Source organism: Nocardia sp. NPDC051900 (genome assembly GCF_044452545.1).
GTDB classification, from domain to species: Bacteria; Actinomycetota; Actinomycetes; order Mycobacteriales; family Mycobacteriaceae; genus Nocardia; species Nocardia sichangensis.
The window spans coordinates 554,772-576,207 of sequence record NZ_JBITBU010000001.1; the positions used below are offsets into that span (position 1 = coordinate 554,772).

At 67.1% G+C, this 21,436-nt stretch carries 14 protein-coding genes; 1 reads left to right on the top strand and 13 read right to left on the bottom strand.

The annotated features are described in order from the left end of the window. Window positions 1–29 precede the first annotated feature (29 nt). The 10 genes from ACIA5H_RS02550 to ACIA5H_RS02595 all read right to left on the bottom strand — a co-directional run bounded on the left by ACIA5H_RS02550 (window position 30) and on the right by ACIA5H_RS02595 (window position 14,715). The gene (locus tag ACIA5H_RS02550) at window positions 30–860 is read right to left on the bottom strand and encodes an ESX secretion-associated protein EspG (RefSeq protein WP_364431860.1); all 831 of its coding nucleotides are present in this window, start codon (window positions 858–860) and stop codon (window positions 30–32) included. 59 nt (window positions 861–919) lie between these two features. Continuing rightward, window positions 920–2,275, bottom strand: a complete 1,356-nt coding sequence (locus tag ACIA5H_RS02555; protein WP_397073349.1) for a PPE domain-containing protein — start codon at window positions 2,273–2,275, stop codon at window positions 920–922. A gap of 30 nt (window positions 2,276–2,305) precedes the next feature. After that, the gene (locus ACIA5H_RS02560) at window positions 2,306–2,617 is read right to left on the bottom strand and encodes a hypothetical protein (protein WP_397073351.1); all 312 of its coding nucleotides are present in this window, start codon (window positions 2,615–2,617) and stop codon (window positions 2,306–2,308) included. A gap of 339 nt (window positions 2,618–2,956) precedes the next feature. After that, on the bottom strand, window positions 2,957–3,262 hold the full coding sequence (locus ACIA5H_RS02565; RefSeq protein ID WP_397073353.1) for a hypothetical protein: 306 nt from the start codon (window positions 3,260–3,262) through the stop codon (window positions 2,957–2,959). A 43-nt stretch (window positions 3,263–3,305) separates the two neighbouring features. After that, complete coding sequence (locus ACIA5H_RS02570; RefSeq protein ID WP_397073355.1) at window positions 3,306–3,614, bottom strand: WXG100 family type VII secretion target; 309 nt, start codon at window positions 3,612–3,614, stop codon at window positions 3,306–3,308. A 485-nt stretch (window positions 3,615–4,099) separates the two neighbouring features. Beyond that, window positions 4,100–8,104 (bottom strand): type VII secretion protein EccCa, encoded by a 4,005-nt coding sequence (gene eccCa / locus ACIA5H_RS02575; RefSeq protein WP_397073357.1) that lies wholly within the window; start codon window positions 8,102–8,104, stop codon window positions 4,100–4,102. After that, the gene (eccB, locus tag ACIA5H_RS02580; RefSeq protein WP_397073359.1) at window positions 8,101–9,657 is read right to left on the bottom strand and encodes a type VII secretion protein EccB; all 1,557 of its coding nucleotides are present in this window, start codon (window positions 9,655–9,657) and stop codon (window positions 8,101–8,103) included. Before eccB ends, eccCa begins: the two co-directional genes overlap by 4 nt. A 106-nt stretch (window positions 9,658–9,763) precedes the next feature. After that, window positions 9,764–11,524, bottom strand: coding sequence for a type VII secretion AAA-ATPase EccA (gene eccA / locus ACIA5H_RS02585; protein ID WP_397073361.1), 1,761 nt, complete (start codon window positions 11,522–11,524; stop codon window positions 9,764–9,766). Between the two features lie 530 nt (window positions 11,525–12,054). Further along, window positions 12,055–13,740 (bottom strand): WXG100 family type VII secretion target, encoded by a 1,686-nt coding sequence (locus ACIA5H_RS02590; protein WP_397073363.1) that lies wholly within the window; start codon window positions 13,738–13,740, stop codon window positions 12,055–12,057. Between the two features lie 27 nt (window positions 13,741–13,767). Then, complete coding sequence (locus ACIA5H_RS02595) at window positions 13,768–14,715, bottom strand: C40 family peptidase (protein WP_397073365.1); 948 nt, start codon at window positions 14,713–14,715, stop codon at window positions 13,768–13,770. Window positions 14,716–14,892: 177 nt separating this feature from the next. On the opposite strand from ACIA5H_RS02595, the gene ACIA5H_RS02600 reads away from it, so the two are divergent. Continuing rightward, the gene (locus ACIA5H_RS02600) at window positions 14,893–16,008 is read left to right on the top strand and encodes a hypothetical protein (protein ID WP_397073367.1); all 1,116 of its coding nucleotides are present in this window, start codon (window positions 14,893–14,895) and stop codon (window positions 16,006–16,008) included. Window positions 16,009–16,456: 448 nt separating this feature from the next. Here ACIA5H_RS02600 and ACIA5H_RS02605 read toward each other — a convergent pair whose 3' ends face one another. The 3 genes from ACIA5H_RS02605 to ACIA5H_RS02615 all read right to left on the bottom strand — a co-directional run bounded on the left by ACIA5H_RS02605 (window position 16,457) and on the right by ACIA5H_RS02615 (window position 21,411). Beyond that, complete coding sequence (locus ACIA5H_RS02605) at window positions 16,457–18,376, bottom strand: type VII secretion target (protein ID WP_397073369.1); 1,920 nt, start codon at window positions 18,374–18,376, stop codon at window positions 16,457–16,459. Between the two features lie 151 nt (window positions 18,377–18,527). Beyond that, window positions 18,528–21,080: a hypothetical protein gene (locus ACIA5H_RS02610; RefSeq protein WP_397073371.1), complete on the bottom strand. Its 2,553-nt coding sequence runs from the start codon at window positions 21,078–21,080 to the stop codon at window positions 18,528–18,530. Between the two features lie 7 nt (window positions 21,081–21,087). Then, complete coding sequence (locus tag ACIA5H_RS02615; protein WP_397073373.1) at window positions 21,088–21,411, bottom strand: hypothetical protein; 324 nt, start codon at window positions 21,409–21,411, stop codon at window positions 21,088–21,090. Window positions 21,412–21,436: the final 25 nt, after the last annotated feature.

A 21,436-nucleotide genomic window follows, 5' to 3' on the forward strand; every position in this document is an offset into this window, starting at 1 on the left:
TCGTCCTCTCGACAAACACGGTCCGACGTTCAGTTCAGTCTGCTGGTGTCGAACCAACTTCGACCGGGCAGCAGGTCGACCAACGCCCCGATACCCGACCGCAAGGCCGCGTCGTCGCCCGGCGCATATCTCGCCCACTTCTGTCCGTCCATCGCGACGCTCGGCGTCACGATGATTCGCCCCGACAGGGTATCCAGCACGTTCACGCTGAATTCGGGCTCCGCCGAGCTACCGTCATGGTGCTCGATCATCACCACCTCCGCCCGTCGTACCACCTCGTCCAGAACCCGGCTCAGCACCGCGGCGGCATGCGGTTCCGCACCGAGTTCCACCAGGGCACGCCGCCGTTCGTCCTGGTCGTCGGGAATCTCGCCGAATTGCTCGACCGGCGCGGCGATCGACTCGAACCGCAACGCCTGCGCCGGACCGAGCGCGGACGCGACTGCGGCCGACAAGGTGTCGAGCTGGCGGTCCTGCTGGAACACCGACTGAATGACGACGTGGTCATCGGAGCGCACCGCGAGCACATGGGTCTCGCCCGCGCGCACCAGCGACATCCGCAGCATTCCCTTCGACTCGCCATCCAACCCGGTATCCAGGATCCGGACATCCATTTCCACATCCGGGCGGTACAGACTGGTGAGCCAATGCTCGACCACCGGGTGCACGCGACCGTCCTCGAGCACACCCACTTCGGTGAGCTGCGCGGCGACTACGGCATGCACCCGATCCCGATCCTCGATGCGGTAGATATTCGGCAGCAGCGCCAATACCGGCGGATAGGAATCGATGCCGACCAGATGCTGTAACAGCAGGGCGGCATCGACATTCAGGTCGATTGCTACTGGATCGTCTTCCACACCTTCCCCGAATGCATTGTGATCATCTCCCTCGACTCGATATTCGACCTCGGCGCGCTTCACCGGGGAGGTTCTGCGGAGGCGAGCACCGCTTCGTCTTCGTCCGGCTCGATGACGCCGACCGCCAGTACCAGTTCGGGCGTCGGCTCGTCCCTGTCATCGCGGTCCTCGTACTCGATGACCCCGATGACGGGAGCTTGCTCGAGGACCGGAACATCTTGAGCTTCGCCTGGTACGAACACCTTCGACGACTTCTTCTCGTCGTCACGGCGTCGTCGCATCCGCGCCTTGGGCGCGACCGCACCGCGTGGCGGGCCCTTGCGGGCCATCGGTCCGGAACCCGGTTGTTGCGGCATGGCGCCGAATGCCCTTCCGGCTCCGGGCGTCCAGTTGGCGGGCATCCGGAACCCGGTCGAGGCGCCCGGCATCGATCCGAGGCCACCGCGAGCCATATTCAGCGCGACGAGACTCCCGGCCCCACCACTCAATCCGGCCAACGTCGGCGAGTTCTGCGACGTGCCGTAGAACCACTGATCTGTGGCTCCGTCCCCGTTGACTCCGGAATCACCAGACCAACCAGGGGAATTCGCGTCGGGCGCCAACTGCTCGGGATTGGTGCCGGGATTCGCCGTATCCGTTGGCTGGGTCGGATCCGTAGGCTGGGTCGGATCCGTTGGCTGGGTCGGATCCGTAGGCTGGGTCGGATCGGTGGGGGTTTTATCGCCACCCGTATCGGTGCCGCCGTTATCCGACCCGGTCAACCCCTTGTCCGTCGATGAGGTGGACAATGTATGCGTTTGCTCAGGACCGATATCGGTATGGTTGGCCGGGTTGTCGAATGACACGTATTCGGTCTGCGGACCAGGCCCTGGTCCGCCGGTCACAATAGGCGGCGCCTCGAGCGGTGGCGGCAGTGCGGCGAGTGTGGGCACCAGCGCCGCCGCGTAGCCGGCCATCACTCCGAGAGCGGCCCCTCTGAGGATCCACAACTCGGCCTCGGCTTCAGCGAGCGCCGCCCCGCTCAGCGGACCGAAGCCGCCGGCGAGCGCGGCACCCTCCTGTATCCGGACCTGAGCAGCCTTGGCGGCGACCACCGCCATAGCGGCCTTCGCCGCGGTGGAGATGTCAGCCGCTCGGTCCAGCAGCTCGGCGGTCGCATCAGCCACCGTGGCCTGTTCACGCAACCACCCCGAATGTTTACGAAACGCCGCTTGCGCTTGGTCCGAGGTAAGCGCTTGGAACGTCCCGCTCATCTGGAGTATCGAGCTGTCGGTGTTGGCCGCGGCGGCATTCAATTGCGCGGCCATAGCCTTATATGCCTTCGCGGTCGCCCGCGTCGTGGCGACCCCATCGCCGGCGAGCACCGGGCCGGTGATTCCCTCCGGCCCCAGCGCGCCGAGTACGACAGCAAGCATCTCGTCAGCTTTCGCTCGAGCTATCCGCGCCTAAAATGCGGCGGCTCTACTGAGGACCTGGGCACTGCAGCCCTCGTCGCCGAAAGCGAAGGCGACGCCGACCTCTGGCAGAGCGACCGCACCATCGGTTCCCAGAGCGACGCCGTTCGCCGTGGTGGGGAAGAACAACCCCGCTTGCTTGGCGCAGGCGGTCGGAATGAGTGCGCTCACGTCATCGAGACCCGGCGGAGCCGGAACAGCGAGGGGGGCGGCCGCACCTAGCATCAGCATCAGGTCCTCCGCGCTGACGCCGAGTTGGGAAGCGATAACCGGGAGATGATCCGGATCAACAGCGAGATGCATGGAAGTCTCCTAACGACCAGTACCCACTCTTGGCGAGTAGTGCATCGACATCGAGCGGTGCAATCAGAACGTTAAGGCATTCCCATCAGTGGGGATAGATGGACGATCGCGGTACCGCCCGGAAGATTCGGTGATCAACGGTGGGATCGATTGCGGTTTCCGGACATGCAATCGCCCTCGACGATGTCCGCGAACGGACTCGTCGAGGGCGATTGCATCGGATTTCCGATCGGCCGCGGCACCGGCACAACGCGGGGTTCGCGACCGAACGCCACCGGGCCGGCCCGTGTCCCACGGGACGATCCGCTCGAACCGGGATGGCGATCCGAACCGGTGTCGTCAGAGCCCGATGTTCGAGAACCGCATGGCCTGGCCGGTGTCGACGACACGGAACTGGCCATCGATCCCGGACACTGCCTTGGTGGCCGCCTTCAGCTGAGTCAGCGCATCGTTGTACTGGTCGATCTGCTGCTTGACGCGAGCCTGCAAGTCGCCGTTCGAGGTACCGGCGTCACCTTGGAAGTTCTCCGAAAGCAGTCTGGCCAGCGTGTTCCGCTCACCCGCGTCGACCATCATGTTGCTGAGCACCTGGTCAGTGCGGATGACCAGGCCCTCGACGGCATCGTAATCGTTCTTCAAAGCCATTTTCCGAAACCTTTCCCGATTGTTTTCTGCTGCAGATCCGGCATCAGAAATTGAGGTTGTATTTGTTGACCTGCGACGCGTTCTCCTGGTCGTGGCTGTCGAAGGTCGCGCCGGCGGTATTCAGCGCGTCGACGATCTCCATGAAGGTCGCGTGCAGCTTGCTGCCCTTGTCGAGGGCGCCCTGCATCGCCGCCTGGATGGCGTTTCCGGTCGCACCCTGGACAGCGGGCGCGTACTCCATCTTGATGCCCTCGAGAATTCCCTGATGGTTCTTGAAGGTATCGGCATGCGTGAAGAACTTCTTTGCGGCAGCGTTGATTTCGGACGGATCGCCGGTGTAGCCGATGGGCATATCTGTTCCTATCCTAGAAGGCGTTTACCTTGCCTCGGACGGGTTCGCCGAGGACGTTGACAGCGTGTGCGTCGGAATCGTCGATGCGCGACTCGGGCCATCGACTACCTCGACCACACCGATTACAGGGGGTATCTCCAGTACCAGCACCTCCTGAGTTTCTCCGGAAACGAATACCGCCGCTGGACAGAGGGTTTCCCGTCGCTCCGGTGGCGTCCCGCTTGCGGCGCGATGGCGCCGCACAACCGGCCGCGGCTGTTCACCCGGCGACCGGCTCGCGTAGATCCGCGAAACGTCGGCTCCGCCGGAGATGGACCCGAGCATGCGCCTGAACTCGGTCGCGGCCTCCCGCACGTCCGGCGGCGCGTTGCCGAGATCCGGGAGTGCCATGGCGAGACTCCAATCGAGCGTAACTACCAGCTCGGATCGAGCGGCTGCTAAGGAAAACGGTAATTTATTCCCAACCTTGGGACGGAGCACCGAAGTCACATCTGCTGCGGCACCCAGGCCACCTGAACGAGATCTCGACGAGAAGTCATGGGCTCCACGAAGATTCCACGGCCCGGCGGCTGCTTGGTGGCTCGCACGTCACTGATCAACACGCCATCGAGCTTCGAGCCGTCCATGATCAGACCCGACGAATTGAGGTTCTTCATCTGGCCGATCACGTTGTCGTACAACGCGGTGTCCGCCTGCGCGATATTGCGCGCAGCGATGACGTGCAAACCGGTGTCGCGACCGTCGACCAGGATGTCCTTCAGCGGTTCCAGCGGGTTCATAGCGCCGCGTTGCGCGATCATGTGATAGTCGTCGATCACGACGAACACCTCGGGCCCGGACCACCATGACCGCTCCGCGAGCTGCCTGGTTGTCACGTTGTCCGGTGGGCGGCGCGAGCGCATCTTCTCCACCAGCGGCGGCAGCGCCTCGCGCACATCCCGCTCGCTGGTCACATGCCCGATGAGCATCTCCTGCGGCACCGTCTCCAAATGCCTGCGCCGGTAGTCGATCAGCAGCACGCGCGCCTGCGACGGGTCGTACTGGCGTCGGATGGATTCCAGCAGCGCGGCCAGAGTGGTGGACTTACCCGATCCGGTCGAGCCGAGCACGATGAAATGGGTCGACATACTGAAATCGATCGTCGCCGGGCTGAGATCGGATTCCCGGACGCCGAAGGGCACGACGAGACGTTGAGCGAGCGTCTGCGGCACCGGCCATCCGGCACGTACGTCGTCGATGCTCACCTGTGGCGGAAGCAGCTTCACCTGTGGTGCGCGCCGGCCCGTAAAGCGCTGGGCGATCTCGGCGGTCGCGGCGGCGAGGCCCTCGGCGGCCGAGTTCGCGTCGCCCACACCATCTGTGCGCGGCAACGCCGTGAGCATGTGCAGGCCGTCGGTCGAGATGCAGCGACCCGGTCGATTGGCGGGGATCGCCGCGACAACGTTCCTGTGGTTGTTGAACGTCGTATCGGCCAGGTCACCCAGCCGCATCTCGACGCGCGTCTGCATCAAGTCCTTGATCGCGGGACGAATGGCGATCCAGCGCGAACTACTGACCACCAGGTGGATGCCGTAGTTCAAGCCCTGCAGGGCAAGTGACTCCATCACCGGGGTGTATTCGTCGTAGTACGGGCCGTTCGTGCCGAACCCGACATCCCATCCATCGATGACCAGGAAGACGTCGCCGTAGGGATCGCGGTCGTGCCACGGCGGCACGCCCCCGCCGTCGCGCAGCGTGCGGAACTTCCGGATCGAATCGATGCCGAACTCGGTGAACATCGACTGCCTGCTCTCGAGCAGGTTCGTGACCAACGCGATCGTGCGCCGGATCCGGTCGCCGTCCCGGGCCGCGGCGACCGATCCCACGTGTGGAAGGTTCGCGAGTGCCGCCAAGCCACCGCCGGAGAAGTCCAGACAGTAGAACTGCACCTGTTCCGGGGTGTGGGTCAGCGCCGCGGAGAGGATGAACGTCTGCAACGCTGTCGATTTGCCGGACTGCGTGCCACCGACGACGGCCATGTGCCCGCCCGCACCGGACATGTCGACCGACCACACGTCCTGACGCTGTTGCCGCGGCTTGTCGACCAGCGCCACCGGCATCTGCAGTGCTCCCTGCGGCACCGCACGGATCATCCGCTCCAGCGTGGGCGGTGTGACCAGCGGCGGGAGCCACATCTTGTGCGCGGGCTGGCCGTGCCGGGCCAGCTGCTGCAATACCGTTTCCATCACCGTGACCGACTCGCCGTCGGCGGCCTCGGGCGCCTGTTGGGCGACCACCGGCTCCACCACCGCGGGCCGCGTGTCGAGGACATGGCCGCTGGTGAAGCGCTGCGGCGGCCGGTACCCGCCACCGGGCCGTCGCGCTCGCTGCGCGGACGCTGCGGTCACCTGTGCCGGGGCCGAGTATTTCTCACCCACATACGCGGCCTGGAAGCGCTGGAGATCACCGGATCCGACTCGCAGATAGCCTGAACCGGGCTTCTTCGGCAGGTGATAGGCGTCCGCGGTGCCGATCGCGTCGCGCGAGTCACTGGTCTGGTTGGTCCGCAACGCGATTCGATAAGAAAGGTGCGCTTCCAGCTCACCCATCCGGTTGGCGGGCACTTTCTGCGACGCGAGCAGCAGGTGGATGCGCAGTGATCGGCCCAATCGGCCGATGGCCACGAAGAGCTTCGAGAAGTTCGGATACTGCTCGAGCAGTTCGGCGAACTCGTCGAGAATGATCAGCAGGGTCGGCAGCGGTCGCAGGTCCGCGCCCTGCTCCCTGGCGCGCTCGTAGTCGGCGACGCTGGCGAAATTGCCCGCGTCGCGCAGAATCCGCTGTCGCCGCGCCATTTCACCGTTGATGACGTCTTCCATACGGGTGACGAGGTCGGCTTCCTCCTCCATGTTCGTCACCACGGCCGTCACGTGTGACAGCCTGTCGAAGCCGAGGAAGGTCGCGCCACCCTTGAAGTCGACGAGCAGCAAGTTCAAGACGTCGGGCGAATGCGTCGCCACCGCCGAAAGCACCAGGGTGCGCAGGAATTCCGACTTACCCGACCCGGTCGCGCCGATGCACATGCCGTGCGGGCCCATGCCTTCTTCGGCCGATTCCTTGATGTCGAGATAGACCACACTGCCGGCCGGATCGTAACCGAACGGAATGTTCAGGCGGGCGCGATCCTCGTCGCGACGGCGGATCCACGCCTGTTCCACGCGGATGGCGCCGGGGTCGGCGATGGCGACCATCTCCTCCCAGGACGTGCCACCGCTGGCCTGCTCTGCGGCCACCGCTTCCACGACCGTGGACAACCGGTACGGCGAGATACTGCGCGCCATCCTGGTTATAGCCGCGGTGGACATCGAATCGGCTACCCCGACGCGACGCAGTCCCCGCGGGGTCACCTCGTTCAGCGACTGGTCCTCGGTGACGGTGAAGCGCAGCGCTCGCGGCAGATTCTGCTCTGCGGGGCCGAGCCGCAGCCAGGTGCAGCCGTCGATGCCGGAGATGTCGCGATCGCTGGCGGGCCCGGCGACGTCGACGATCAGAAGGAAGTGCGTGCGGTCCAAAGTGGGCTGCGAATTGGCGGAGAAGGGACCGCGATTGAGCCCTGCGAGCACCTTGGTGCGCAGTTCGGCCACGGTGCGGTAGACCATCCGGCTGGAGCCGATCGCGTCGGTGTCGCTCGGATGCTGTGTATGCGGAAGCCATTTCAGCCAGGACCATTCCGGCGCATCCGGATCGGACAGCACCGCCGCAACCGCCACCTGGTCAGGGCCGTGCAGCACCACTACCTCGGCGATCATCGCACGGATCAATCCCGCCACCAGGTCCGGCTCACCGTCGATGCCGACCTGCGGGGCAGACAGTAGATTGATCGCGACCGGCATGCCGCCGACCGTGGAGTACGCCTTGGCGAAGCGGGTCAGTTCGACGACGCCGACCGGATCCAGATCCGACGTCGGCGCGGCTTCCGGGACGATGACGCGCACTTGGTTGGCGATGCGCCCGCGGCCGACGCGCACACGCAGGAACTGCGGACTCGCGACCTGAACTTCCCACATCCGCTTGCCGCCGATGAGCCGGGCGATCTCATCGGGACCAGGGTGGGTGTACCGCAAGAAGGCATACAGTTCGGCTTCCGCCGCGTGTACCGTCTTGCGGTTGTCGGTGATGCTGCGCAGGTAGTCCTTGCGTTCCTCGTTCAGGCTCGCCGCGCCGCCGGAGTTGCCCCCGAGCGCGCCACCCATCATGCCGAACATCGACACCAGCATCATGGCCGGGAACATCAGCATCATCGGGTTCACGGCTCCGCCACCGCGGAACATCATGACCATCATCCCGCACATGGCCGCCACCATGACCACGGGCATGATCATTCGCAGCCGGGACGGCGGGACCGGCTTGGGCAGCTCGGTCGGCGGTTGGAGCCGCAACTCGGTTACGGCGGGCGCTTTGGGACCGCGCACCATGCGGGCCGGCCGGACGAATCGGCGAGTGCTGGTCATTGCGTACCCCCGAGTCCGGCGACGACCTTGTTGTTCGGAATTCCGTCGTGTTGGATACGAGCTTCTTTCTGGGAAAGCGCCGGTCCGACCGCGAACAGCGAGATGATGCTCCACGGCGCCGGGACCGGGGCACGCAGGGCGAGCGAGGCCAAGGTCGGATCGGTACCGCCGGCGCTGCTCGGCTCGGTGATGATGCCGTAGCGGACGCCGCTGTCGGAGACCCAGTAGAGCGATTCCCGCAACGGCGATCCCGGCTCGGTGCCGGTCACCTGCACGAAACGGCCGGTGTCCCTGGGCAGGTAGGCGGCGTCCGCGGTGGTGCCGCGCGAGGCAGCGGAGGTCACCAAGTCCACGGCACGCCCCTGTTCGTCCTTCGTGAGCGGCAATTGCCGGCCCACCAGAAGTTCGGTGGCCGCGTTCGGATCGTTCCCGGAACGTGACCAGTGCAAGCAGGTCACGCCGGACCGTTCGGGGTCGACCAGGCGAATGGGACGCGTCGGGTAGGTCGCGGTGCCCGGCCACTGTCCGGGGCGGAGATTCGCCGCGATCACGTCGGGCCCGACGGTGCGGGTGGACACCGCGCCTTGCGAGTCCGCGTTGCGCACCATCGCCGCCAGCACCGAGCTGATCCGCACAAGCCCCGACTGCGAGACGAGGTAGTACGAAACTCCCTGGTCCGGCGACGACACGGTGAGTACCGCCCCGACCGGTGTGGTGAAACCGTTGTTCAGCGTGATCGTCTCGCCCTTGCCCGGTACGTCGGGCACCCGCAGCGGTGGGGCCTCGGGGATGGCGTTGACCAGACCCTTGGACGCCGCCATCACCGGAGCGGTCGAATCGATGCCGAGCGCCATCGCCACCGCGGTATTCGCGAGGTCGATGGCGGCGCGCACCACGCCTTTCTCGGCATCGCCGTACACCAGCCAGGTCGTGGTGTCATCGCGCAGCAGCCGGGCCGCACCGTCTTCCAGGGTGCGATTGGCGTCGCCGTCCACGGTGAGCGGCCCGCCGATCGCTGTCGTCCGTACTGCGGAGCGGCTCACGGTCGGTAGACCGGTCGCGGGGTTGACCGGCGCTGCCGCCCCTGTTCGCGCCGTATCGCACACCGTCCACGACGAATCCCGCTGGCCGGTGTCGACGATGCTGCCGGGCGCACCGGGGATGCCGACCCACGGACCGCGCGGATATTTCGACAGTTCGTCCCGGGAGACCTGGACCGGGTTGTCGGGAGAGCCGACGATCAGCCGAGCCGAAGTCAGATTCAACGCTGGGAACAGCCGATTGTTCACGCGCACGAACAGCGCCCCGGTGTCCTTCTCCGCCACGATCTTCGAGTCCCCCACCTTTTTGGCAGGTTTGAAGAAAGCCAGCACGGCGGCGCCGGCAATGATCACGCACGCAAGTGCGATGCCGACGGTCAGCGCGGTCGAGCGACCGCGCTGCGGGTCATCGATCATCGACGCGTCGCGACGGACCAGCGCGTGCTCGATCCGGCGCAGCAGAAAACGCCAGCCGGAAATCTGGTGTTTGGTCACAACCCGGAAGCGCGCCACCGGTTCTCGTTCCTTCCGCCGCCCTGCCCACCACACCGTAACCAGCGGTCACAGCATGAATCCGACCGCTATTCCCGACGTTGGGAATAGCGGATCAGCGGACGCCTCACACCCGCGTGCTCGGCGCCAAACCGTCCAGCGCCGCGGTGACATCGAACGCGTCGATCGTCATGAGCTCCTGGTCGGTCATCGCGGCGATATCGGCGTTCTCCCTGGTGAAGCGATAGTCGCGCTCGGCTTCGGCGGCCTCGACCACGTTGCGCACGAAACGACCGTTGCCGGCCAGATCGATCAATCGCCTGCCGTTCTTGGTCTGCCCCGCCAACTCCTCGCACCGCAGCCGCAGCACCTCGCGTGCCTGCTCGGAGAGGATCGAGTCCTTCTTCCGCGCGATGTGTTCGGCGATCTGCACCAGTTCGTCTGCGCCGTAGCTGGCGAAACGGATGCGCTTGGTGAAACGGGAAGCCAGACCATCGTTGGAGGCCAGGAAGCGATCTATCTGGTCCTCGTATCCGGCGATGATCACCACGAGCTTGTCGCGATCGTTCTCCATCCGGGCCAGCAGCGTGTCGACCGCTTCCTTGCCGAACGCGTCGCCGCCGGAAAGACCTTCCTGGATCAGCGTGTACGCCTCGTCGATGAAGAGCACGCCGCCGAGCGCCGTGTCGATCAGCGCGTTGGTCTTGGGGGCCGTGTGACCCAAATGGGTGCCGACCATGTCGTTGCGGGACACCTCGATGACATCGGCGTTCTCCACGACACCCAGGCCTGCGAAGATTTTGGCGATCACACGGGCGATGGTCGTCTTGCCGGTGCCGGGCGGGCCCGAGAAGATCAAATGCTGCGACTTGGAATCCACCGCCAGCCCGCGCTTGGCACGCACCTGGTCCATCAGCACGCCGGACTTGAGCCGGTCGACCTGTTCCTTGACCGAGTCCATGCCGATCTGCGCCTGCAGCAGATCGGAGGCCTCCGTGAGAAGGCTCTCGCGCTCGGCACGCGCCGCGCTGGCGGCCGCCTCGCGCGGATCGTCACCCGTCTTCGGATCCCACTTGTTGGTGCGGGAGGCGATGAGTTCCGCGGTGGCGACCTCGAATCGGTACGCCTTGTCCCGAACCGCGCGCTGCCATTCCTCGCGCTCGGGCCACAGCGCCGAGCCCTGTAGTCCTTTGAGGACCTTGTCGGCGGCTTCGTGGTCGCCGTTGTGCCGCATCAGCATGCCGAGCAAGAAGTGCGCGTCGGCCCAGATGTAGGACAGACTGCCCGAGGAGCTGTCCTCCACGATCCGCTGCGCGCGCGGCATGGCCTCACCGAAGCGACCCAGATGCGCCAGCGACTGGGCGGTCATCAGTTCGGCGGCGATGTCCAGCAGGCCGTCCTCCAACACTGGCCGCGCGTTGCGCAGGGCGAGCACATCCGGCCATTGCTTCGTCCGGAAGTACAGCGACATGCGTACGAAATCGGAGACGTCGTCGCGCGGAACCTCGTCGAGAATCGCTGCGGCTTCTTCCCATTCGCCGCCTTCGGCATACGAGCACGCCTGTGCGATGGCGATCTGGTCGCGGTCGGCCATCGCGACGCGCAGGCCGTACATGCCGATCTCCACCTGGCACCACAGGGCGCGGTCGACCAGACCCGCCCGCTGCTGGTCGCGGTAGAGGTTGTGCACCGAGCGGTAGGCGCCGTAGATCACCTCCGAGGTGACCTCCCCCGCCATGGCGCGCCCGAGCCAGGCATCGCACATGTCCGGATCGAGGTCGGTGGCAGCCCGAAACGCCGCCGCCGCGTGCTGCTCGTTGCGCACGCCACCGGCGACCAACCCAAGATTCTGAACACCCGTGTAGAACGCGTCCTCGGCCGCTGACACTCGGACTTCCCTTCCGCCGATCTAGCCTCATCGAACGATAGATTCCGGCGGTCACGCCCAGGACTCGACCCCTTCCCAGCAATGGGAAGGATGGAGCATGTTCGCGACCGGATCGGTCATGCCAATTTTGAACGTGCCGTCAGTTAACGGTATGTTTACCTCGGGGTCGGCAAACATCCGCCTGCAGACGACCCCTTCGGCGGCGGCTGGCCAGCCGCGATCCGGTCCCTCCAGCCGCCGCGCAGCAGGTGACAGGCACAGGCGAAAATTTCTTGCCGCTATTTAGGTGCACACTATTGAACGTTCCGACAGAAGAGGGTACTGTCTGAACACAGATCGTCAGTCCCTCATCCTGACGATCTGAACCCAAAAGCAACGGCCGGTGGCACCGGCAGGCCACCGGCCGTTGCGGGGGGCGACACCCAGGGCGGTAGCACGGTGTGTCTACTTCTACCTCTGCCGTTACTTCGACTCAGCAACCCATTCCCGCGCTTGGGAATGGGTTTTTTCTTGTTCGTCGGGCACCCGGATCAGCCATGCGAAGGTGGCGGTGCCGTGCGATCCGAGGCCGGAGCCGTCACACGCGAGGGCGCGGGGCTCGCGTCGGCAAGACCGGCCCCCTCGTCGCTGTTCGCTTCGGAACCTTTCTCTCGAACCAAACGCAGCGGCGGCCGCGCGGATGGCGCGTGCACCACGGCCGGAACGTCCCTGGTACGGCGGGTTCTGGTCCACGGGGTGACCGCGGGCCGACGTACTTTGGGCGTGGCCTTCGCCGGATGTTCGGGCTTCGGCGGCGCGGGAGTCGGAGGTCCCGGCTGCTTAACGGCACGGCCCCAAGGGGTGGATGCGGCTCCAGCGTCCTGCTGGGCGAGCGGCGGAACATTCACCGCGTCTGCGCTGACGGAACTTTCGACCGCGGGCCTGTCCACCACGGTCTCATGGTCGGCCGGACCGGCCGCCTCCGACGCCCAGCCGGGTTGCCGAGCATCGGAGTCGGACACCGGCCACGCGGGCACCTCCGCGTCGCGAGGAGCCACCGCTCCGGCATCCGCCGCGGCGTGCGCGGGCATAACACGGGAAAGCTCCAGTCCCCCCGATCCTTTCACCGCATCGTGTTCCACGCCGTTCGGCGTGACACCGGATGCCGGATAGTTCCTTGCGGGGTGCGAGGCCGGATCGCGAAGTTCCGGTCCGGCTGTCGCAGCCGATGCGGCCGACCGATCACCGGCCCGGACCGGTTCACCCGCGCGGCCTTCGGATCCATCTCGATCGACCGGTCTTTCCCCAGCGCCGACCGCGTTCGCGGCATCGCGCGCCGCGACGGGGACGCGCGCATAGTCTGTTCTGTGGGCGCCGAGATCACCCGTCACCGCCGGTGACGTCGGGCCGAGGCGTGTCTCCGACTGTGCGCTCGGCCGGAGCGGAAATTCGTTTACCATCAGGGCGGGACCATGGGACGCGCCGGCTCCCGTCGGGATATGTTCGCCCACGTCGTCGAACGGTGTCGACGTCGTGAAGTCGAGTGTCGAGACGTTCTCGGCGAATGTCGCCGCGTGCCGCATGATGTCGTCGGCGTGATCATCGAGTACCTTCGCGAAGTGCTGCACCGCGTCGGGGTCGATGCGCAGCGGCGTGACTCCGTTCGAAGACGGGATGTCGAGGGCATCGCGCGTGGCGTCGTAGACGATTCCCTTGACCATGTCGTCGATGGCCTGCTCGAGCGGTTCGATCGCCTTGCCGACGACTTCGGCGACGACATAGCCGACCAGGTACTGCGCCATCTGCTCGCACAGCCGGCGCGCCGCGGCGACGACCAGTGGCGCGGTGGGCGCCAGCGGCGGCGTGATCATCATCGAGGCGTAGCTCGCGGCCAGCGCGGCGAGTTCGGCCAGCACGGCGGCCTTCACGGCGGTGATCACCGTCGCCGCCACCTCGAGAGCCTTTCCAACGAACTTGCATGCGCTGTCGAGTTGCCGCATGTGGGTGGCGCTCATGTTCGCCCATGTGGCAACCAATTGCTGGTAGGACTCACCCGAGTAGAAGGCGCCCATTTGGTTGATCACGCCGGTCGCGGAGTCGTGGGTGTCCTGCACTTGCTCGGAGAAGGTGCGCACGTGCCGGGCGAGGGCCCGCACATCGTCCTCGTTGATGTCGGGATAGGGGATGCCGCAGATGTTGAGGAAGAGCGCGACCTCGCTGGGGATGGTTATGGCCACGCTGCGCCCTTCTCCGCGGTCACCGGCTCACAGCACCCGCACGACGACGGCCTCGCTCGGCATGCGCGACCACTTCACCGTCGAACCTGTGTAGGGCGCCTCGATGACCATGCCGTTGCCCGCGGCCAGCTGCACGTGCTCGGGCCCCCTCGTGCTGAACGAGCTGGCGGGGAAAACCAGGTCACCGGGACGCACGTCCTCGGGATGCACCCGGACCCCGCTGTAGATCTGCTCGTACGTGGTGCGGGGCAGCACCACTTCGCCATGGCTGGCCTGAGCGACGGCGTACTGCGTGAGGCCCGAGCAGTCGAATCCGCCGCCGCTCGGGCCGCCCGCGCCGCCGCCGCCCCAGACGTAGGGCGTGCCGAGCCAGCCACTCGCGGCCAGCACCGCGTTGCCGCCTCGCGTTCCGTCCGAGCGCACCGTGTTGTTGCGGCGCAGCTGGGAAGAGGACCTGGATCTGGATCGCGTCCGTCGCCGCCGCCGCGGCGTGGTGCCGTGCCGAGTCTGCCGGGCGGCAGGCGTCGCGGGCGGCATGATCTGCGCGGCCTGCTGCCGTGCGGCGGCGACGTCGGCGTCGACTTGCTTGGTGGCGTTCGAGATGGTGGTCTGCGCGGCATCGAGCAGTGCGGGACCGCTGAAGCGGGTGTCGCCCACCGCCGCGATGGCCTGTATCCGGCTTTGCAGATCCGCGATCTGGTTGGTCAGACGCCCGCGGCCGTTGACGGTTCCGTCACCGGACTCGCCCACGGCTTTGCGCATGATGCTGTCCTTGCCTGCGTGGGCTTCCGCGATCGACAGCTGCATGCTCTGCGCCTCACCGTATCGCCGCGCGACCGCCCCGGAATGGGCTCCCAGATCGGCGGCGAGCGCTTGGGTCGTGGTGGCGGCCTGGCCGGCGGGCTGGCCGTCGCCGTACAGCGCGAGCAACGAGCGGAGCACTCCGTCCAGGTCGTTCGTCAGTGCCGGTGCCATTCGACCGACTCGCCATCGCTCATCACCGACCGCCTCTCACACGCTTCCAAATATTGTGTCCTCCGAGCCGATTCGGCCGTATTCCCATTCCTGGGTGGGTAATCGAACTATGAACCACTTCCCACGACCGGGAAGCGACGACAATGAGTGTGACTTCTGAGAGGCGGTGGCGACAGTATGGCGACGACTGCGGCGGAAACCAAAGCCAAGAAGGCGAGTTCGCCGACATCCGCCCCCTTGGCGAGCTATGCCTCTCAGGCCAAGCACGTTTTCCTGGTGGAATTGTATTGCCCGCCAGGAGCATCGGAAGGGTTGAGCGCCTTCATCGCGATGGCGGAGACCGCCATTCAAACCGCTGTCGACCTGCTCGGCCGCGGCATGACCACTCCGCCGCCGAACGTGGACGACCTACTGCAGCCCGAGTTCTACAAGACCCTCGGCAGTGGTGAGGCGGACGAGCAGTACCGCAAGAACGTCGACAAGGTCGAGGCCAGGCAACTGCAATTGCTGCAGATGGATAATCAGGTGATCAAAACCTCGGTCACTGTGGCCGCCGAGCAGGTGCGGGCGCTGAAGTCCATCCAGCATATCGTCGACGAGCTCAACGTGACCCTGAAGCGCGCGGGCACCGGCAAGCTCAAGCCCAAAGATGAACTCCCCTATCTCAAAGCTGTCGCCGACGCCGTGGAAAGGGTGTACGACAAGATCACGGCGATCGCCGATCTCAACGAGAACATGGCCAACGGCAACGGCAACGGCAACTCGGGCGGCAGCGGGTCGTCCAGCGGGGGCGGCACGTCCAGTGGTACCGGTGCGTCCGGCGGCGGCGGCGACGGCGGACTGTCGTCGCTGCTGCCTATGCTCGCAATGCTGCCGATGGCGGCGATGCCGCTGATCTCCCAGATCCCCGAGATGATGCAGAAGGCCGAAGAGGACAAGGCGAAGAAGGCCGAGGAGAACCAGCACAACGGCGCTCCAGGGAAACCGGGACAAGCACCGCCACCCGGCCAGCAGCCCGCGGCCGCGCCGACGCAGGGCGATCCGAATGCGCAACCGGCGGGCGCGCAGCCGGCCACCGCGCAGCCCGGCGGCGTCACCGCGGCACCAGCGGCGAACACCGCACCGCCCGGCGAGCAGGACGGTGCTCCGGCCGCCACCGGGTCGCCCGGCGTGATCCAAGCCCGGCGCACCAAGGACGTGTCCGCGGCTGACCGGCCGGGCGCAGCGCCTACACAGGATGCGACGGCCGAGGACGAGCCGGATCACGAAGCGAGCGCCGTCATCGACGTGTAGTCGCGTCCAGTACGTCTTGCCCCGAGGCGCGCGTCACTGATTCGAAGGAACTCCCGGCCGCGCGCGATGGCGATATCGGCGAGCATCGCTCCCGAAGCCGAGCGGCGCGAGCGAAGTAGCGATCATGCGCTTGCTCGCGTGAATCGAGCGCTCTGTCAACGCCGCCGGGTCGCACCGAGACGAGGGGAAGCGCGCAGTTCGAGGTTCGAACGGCGCTCGGCGTCGCCGCGAATCACCGCACGTCGTCCACTGCTCCGGAATGGTGGACGGGCACTGAGTCACTGTGCCGCGTCCGTCAGCGATCGACAGTTCGGCCCGAACTCGTGCCGCTACCCGGCCGGGCCGCAAACGCATCCTCGTGAAGCACGCTCAGCCACAGGGACCGGCGTCCGGCTGGCGGTGCGAGATCCTGCGACCCGCCAAGCCCGAGTCGATGAAACTGCCTAGTTCACGACCGCTCTGGCGGCGCCTCCGACGGCGGCGATGTCGAGGGCGTGGCCACGACGATGGGCGGCGGTCCTCCGGCGACCTCCGGCGCGCTGACCGACGGCACCGTCGCGGGCCGGACGACACGCTCGGGCTGCGCGGTGGTGGACACGGGTGCGGGCGTCGAGACGAACTGGGGATGCAGCGCGATCTGTTCATGGGCGTATACGGCGTCGCGCAGCGTCTGCCTGCCCGGCTCGTCCGCCAGCAGCAGCACCAACTCGTTGCAGCGCCGCTCGAAGACCATGTCACGCAATGGGGAGATCCCGGCGTCCAACCGCAGCTGCCCGATCTCCACCCGGCCTACGTCGACCCGGCGGCCGAGCATAGAGGCCGCGAGCAGATCGTCGGCGTCGCGCATTTCGTCCCACAGCTCGCGCGGCACCGGCCTTCCTGCTTGCAGGTCGGCCAGAATCCGTTCCCGGATCCGGCGCGACGTGACGGCCTCGGCGGGTGCCGGCCCGGAGCGTCCGACCTGCCCGTGGGCGTCCACGGCCAGTTCCACGCAACGCGATTGCACCTGCGCGTCGGATACCGAAGCAACATGCTCCAGGCCCGCGATCGAACCGGCCAAGCCGAGCCGGTCGGCCGTATCCGGTGTGAACTCGCGCAAGTCGACGTCGTAGGTTGGGCCGACGAGCCCCTCCATCGCCGCGTCAGCGAAGCGGGACCGCAAGCCGGGGTCGATCGGCCCGGAGGACACGAGGGCCGACAGATTCGCGTTTGCCTTGGCACCCCAGGCCAGGCCGAATTCCGCCAATACCCGGGCCGGATCCGTGACGCCCTCCCACGGCGAACCGGCGCCCTCGTCGGCGGCGAGCAACTCGTCCCAGTTCCACGGCGTGGAGACCTCGCGCGGCAGGAACAATCCGGCGGGCAACCAGCCGCGGCCTTCGTTCGAGGTGATGAAGACACCCGTTCCGCCGGGACCGCGCATCACCGAGACCGCCCAAGCCATGCCCACCGGGGAATCCACGGCGGCGAGCACGCTGCTGAGCAGGGTCTTGGCCAGCACCAGGTCGTCGTTCACCTGGCTACCGACCACGTACGCGGGTTCTGCCTCCTTGTCCTTCGCCGACGCGACGGCGGCGGCGAACGGACTCGCAACCGGCACCGGCATGGGCGGCAGATCCGGCCGTCCGGTCGCTCCGCTCGGCGGCTGCGTGGCCCCTCGATCGTCTGGGGTCGCGTTGAGCGGGCCGGCTCCGGCGGGCGGAAGGCCCGCGGTCGTCGGCGCGCTCACACCGGTGCTCGACGGGCCGCCCGATGGCGTCGTGCCGGTCGCGTTCGGCGTGCCGGTGCTGCCGTTGGCGCCCACCGAATCCGTCGGCGCGGCGGTGGCTCCGGGCACCCCCGTTCCTGTGGGCGATGCCCCGCTGGGACCGCCGGGTGATGCACCGAGGGGGTTGTTCTGAGTTCCATCGGGGACCGCTGAAGTGTGCCCGGCGTTGGCGGGACCGGCCGGCACCGGACCGTCACCGGGAGCGGAAACGGACGGCGTCGTCGGACGGTTGGAACCGGACAGGTCAGGCGAATCCCCGGTCTGCGCCGTCGGTGCCGGATGCTCGGTCAGGCCCCCCGCCTGGCGGATCTGCCTGGCGAAGTCTTCGTCGGACTGCTCGTAGGCGTCCGCGGACCGGCGCAACGAGTCAGCGGTGCGATCATGCTCGCTGGCCAGTGCCTCGCCCGCACGCTGCCGGGCGTCATAGTACCGCTCCAGCGCCTCGTAAACCGGGTAGGCGATCTTGCCGTAGGTAGGCAGGAAGCTCGCGAGCCAGTCGGCCGGCGGTTTGGCCCACTCCCTCGTATCGGCCGCGACCCGGTCGTGTTGGTCGGCCAGCTGACGCAAAACCGCAGGGTCGATTTCCATGCTGTTCGGCATGCTCGATCAGATCCTTTCCCACCACACGTCCCCCTATTGTCAATCCTTCCCATAGATGGGGATACGGCGTCGCATCGGCATCGAGTGCCCTACCGAAAGCCTTTCCACGGCAAGCATTCTCAAGATTTTCCCTGCACCGGATCCTCTCCACTCAACGTCCTGGCCCGACCGTGATAGTCGGCCGCGGCGCTACATCGCGGACAGGAGTGGCCGGTGTGACAACCGCCGGGTGGCCCACGATCTGCGCGTGCACGTACATCGCGTCGCGAAAGACCTGGCGCGTCGCGGGCTCCGCCAGCATCAGCACGAGTTCGTCGCAACGCCGCTCGAAAACCATGGCGCGCAGCGCGTTCATCTCCGACGCGTACCGGCCGTCGGCCTGGTCGGAACGCAGTTCCCCCAGCGCCACCCTCGACACGTCGGCACGCCGAGACAACATCGTCGCGGTGAGCAGATCGTCGGCGTCCTGGAGTTCCTCCCACCATTCCTGCGGCACCTCGCGGCGCTTCCGCAGCGCATCGAGGATCCGTTCCCGCACCGCGGGCGCCCCCAGCGCGGCCGGCGAGCCCAGACCGCCCTTGTGGACACGAACGTGCACGTCCCAGGCCAGATCCCAGCACCGCGCCGCGATCTCGGACTCCGGCGTGGCCGCGGCCCGCTGCACCAGTGCCGGCGCGGCGACCAGTTCGAGGCGGTCGACCAGACTCGGTCTCGGCCCGCTGAAGTCCATCGCCGACGAGGCGGTCACTTCCCCTTCGATCGGCACCTCCCCCAACTGCCGGCGCAATTCGGCGTCGACTTCTTCGGAGGAGGCGACGGCGGTCACCCGAGCACCGGACTTGCGCCCCCAGGCGATACCGAACTCCGCCAGCACCCGCGCGGGATCGGCGACGCCCTCCCACGCGCTCTCGGCCACCTCCCACACCCACGGCGTGGACATCTCACGCGGCAAGTACAACCCTGCGGGTATCCAGCCGCGTCCCTCGTTCGAGGTGACGAACGCGGCGATGCCGCTCGGATGACGCATCACCGAAACCGCCCACCCGAGCCCCAGGACGGCGTCGCCGCCCGCGGCCAGGACGCCACCGAGCAGCGTGCGGGCCAGAACCAGGTCCCCGTCCACTCGTGCGCCGAGGACGAACGCGGGGGCGGCCGCCGAGGTCATGGCCGCGCCGACGACATTGCGCATCGAGTCGTCGCTGTCGTCTGCCTCGTCCTTGCCCGCGTCGACGCGCTGATCGGTCCGGTCGGTCGGCTGCGTCTTGCCCGCGGCGGCCGCGCCGGGGGGCGGTCCCGCGCTTGCTGCCGTGACCTTGGGCGCACCGGCTGGTCCGCGCGATTCGCTCGGTGCGAGCGGGGTTTGCTTCGCCTGCACTTGCGGCGGACCCGAGCCCGCCTGTGCCGCTGGAGCGGAGACCGCCGGTCCGGACGGACCGCTGGTCGCGGCCGAGGCGGCCGGTGCTTGTGCCGCCAGGTAACCCGGCGTCACCACAGGTGGGGGGAGGACAAGGGGTGTTGCCACCGACGCCGCCGGGTCGGCCGCGGACACGGAGACACCGGCGATCTGCTCAGGTGCGGCAGCATCGTGCGACTCGGCCGCCGAAACGGTGGTGGAGCGGTCATGGGTTCCGGAGTCGGCCCCATCGGCTGAGACGTCCGAGTCCCTTCTGTGTGGACCCTGCGCGTCCGAACCGGGCACATCGTGATCGCCGCCGTCCGCCGGTATGCCTCGATCCGAAGCCATGGGCTCGGTATCCGTGAGCTGCCCGCGAGGTGGGCCACCCGCGGCGGTCAGGCCGGGTCCGCCGTCGGAGACCCCGCCGGGCGTATGGCTCACGGGGACGGCCGTCGTTGCGCTGGGCGGGTACTGGCCGGGCACCGGGTTCGTGAAAGGAGAATCTGCCGAAGTGTCCTGTCCCGTGCGGGGATCCGGCTGCGACCCGAGTTCGTCACCGACCAACCCTGGGTCGGCGGTATCGACCACCGGCCGGTCGTTCTCCGGAAACACCACAACGGGCGTGTCGTCCTTCGGCCGATCGGTCCGCGGCGATCCGTTGTGCCGTGGATCGCCGGAGTGGTCTGTCGCGGGCCGGTGCTGTCCGTGATCGCCCGCGCCGTGGTCGTTCCCGCTGTGGTCGTCGGCTCTGCGATGGCCCGGATCCCAAGGCCCCGGCTGCCCCAGCGCGTCGGCGATCAAGCCCAAACTGGGCAGACCCTGGGGGCTGATCGAACTGAGCGCGGCCCGGACGACATCCTCCACGGCTTCCCTTGCCGCGGCGATCATTCCGGGAATCCGGTTTCGGATGGCCTGGGCGTCGGATTCGTCGTCCTCCGCCGCGGCCGCGCGTTTGGTCGCGTTGACCCGCGACGTGGTCTCTTCGACGATGTCCAGAATCTTGTTGCGGGTCCGATACACCAGGTCGGAGAAGTCACGGAAAGTGTCGGCCGCGGCCTCGAGCGCGTCGGCGAACGCCTGCGGATTCCTCCGCTGACGCAGCATGTCTTCCTTGCCCGGTTGCAGACCGGCACTGGAGCGGACCCGTTCGTCGAACTCCCGCCGTTTGCTCTCGGCGTCGAGCAGGTCCAGCGCCCCAGCACCGTCCCGTGCGAGACGTTCCAGCGCACTCCAGTCCCCCGGCGATATCACCGGCCAGTTGTCACCGACGATGGCGTCCCAGTACGGACTGTCGCGCTCCGGTTCCATCTGCGAGTCAGACGAACTCGGTACGGCGGCGCACCGCGGCGGCACCTTCGCGATCGGCCTCGCCGTGGGTGTAGGTCACTTGGGCGGTGACCGCTGTCGTCGCGTCCACATGACGGCCGTTCGCGTGTGCCGCGGCTTCGCACGGAGATTTGATCCACTTGTCCGTGCACGCCACCAGTTGCCGATCGATCTCAGATTCGGGTCGCCGCGGCGCGACGAAACCAGCGATGATCTGCTGGACTTGGCCGCCGACCGTGTTGATCGCGGTCCGGAACTTCTGCGCGGCGGCGACGACCTCGTGCGGGTCGTCGGTATCGAATTTGTCGGTCATGTCGCTGTCCTGTCTCGCCGGTGCG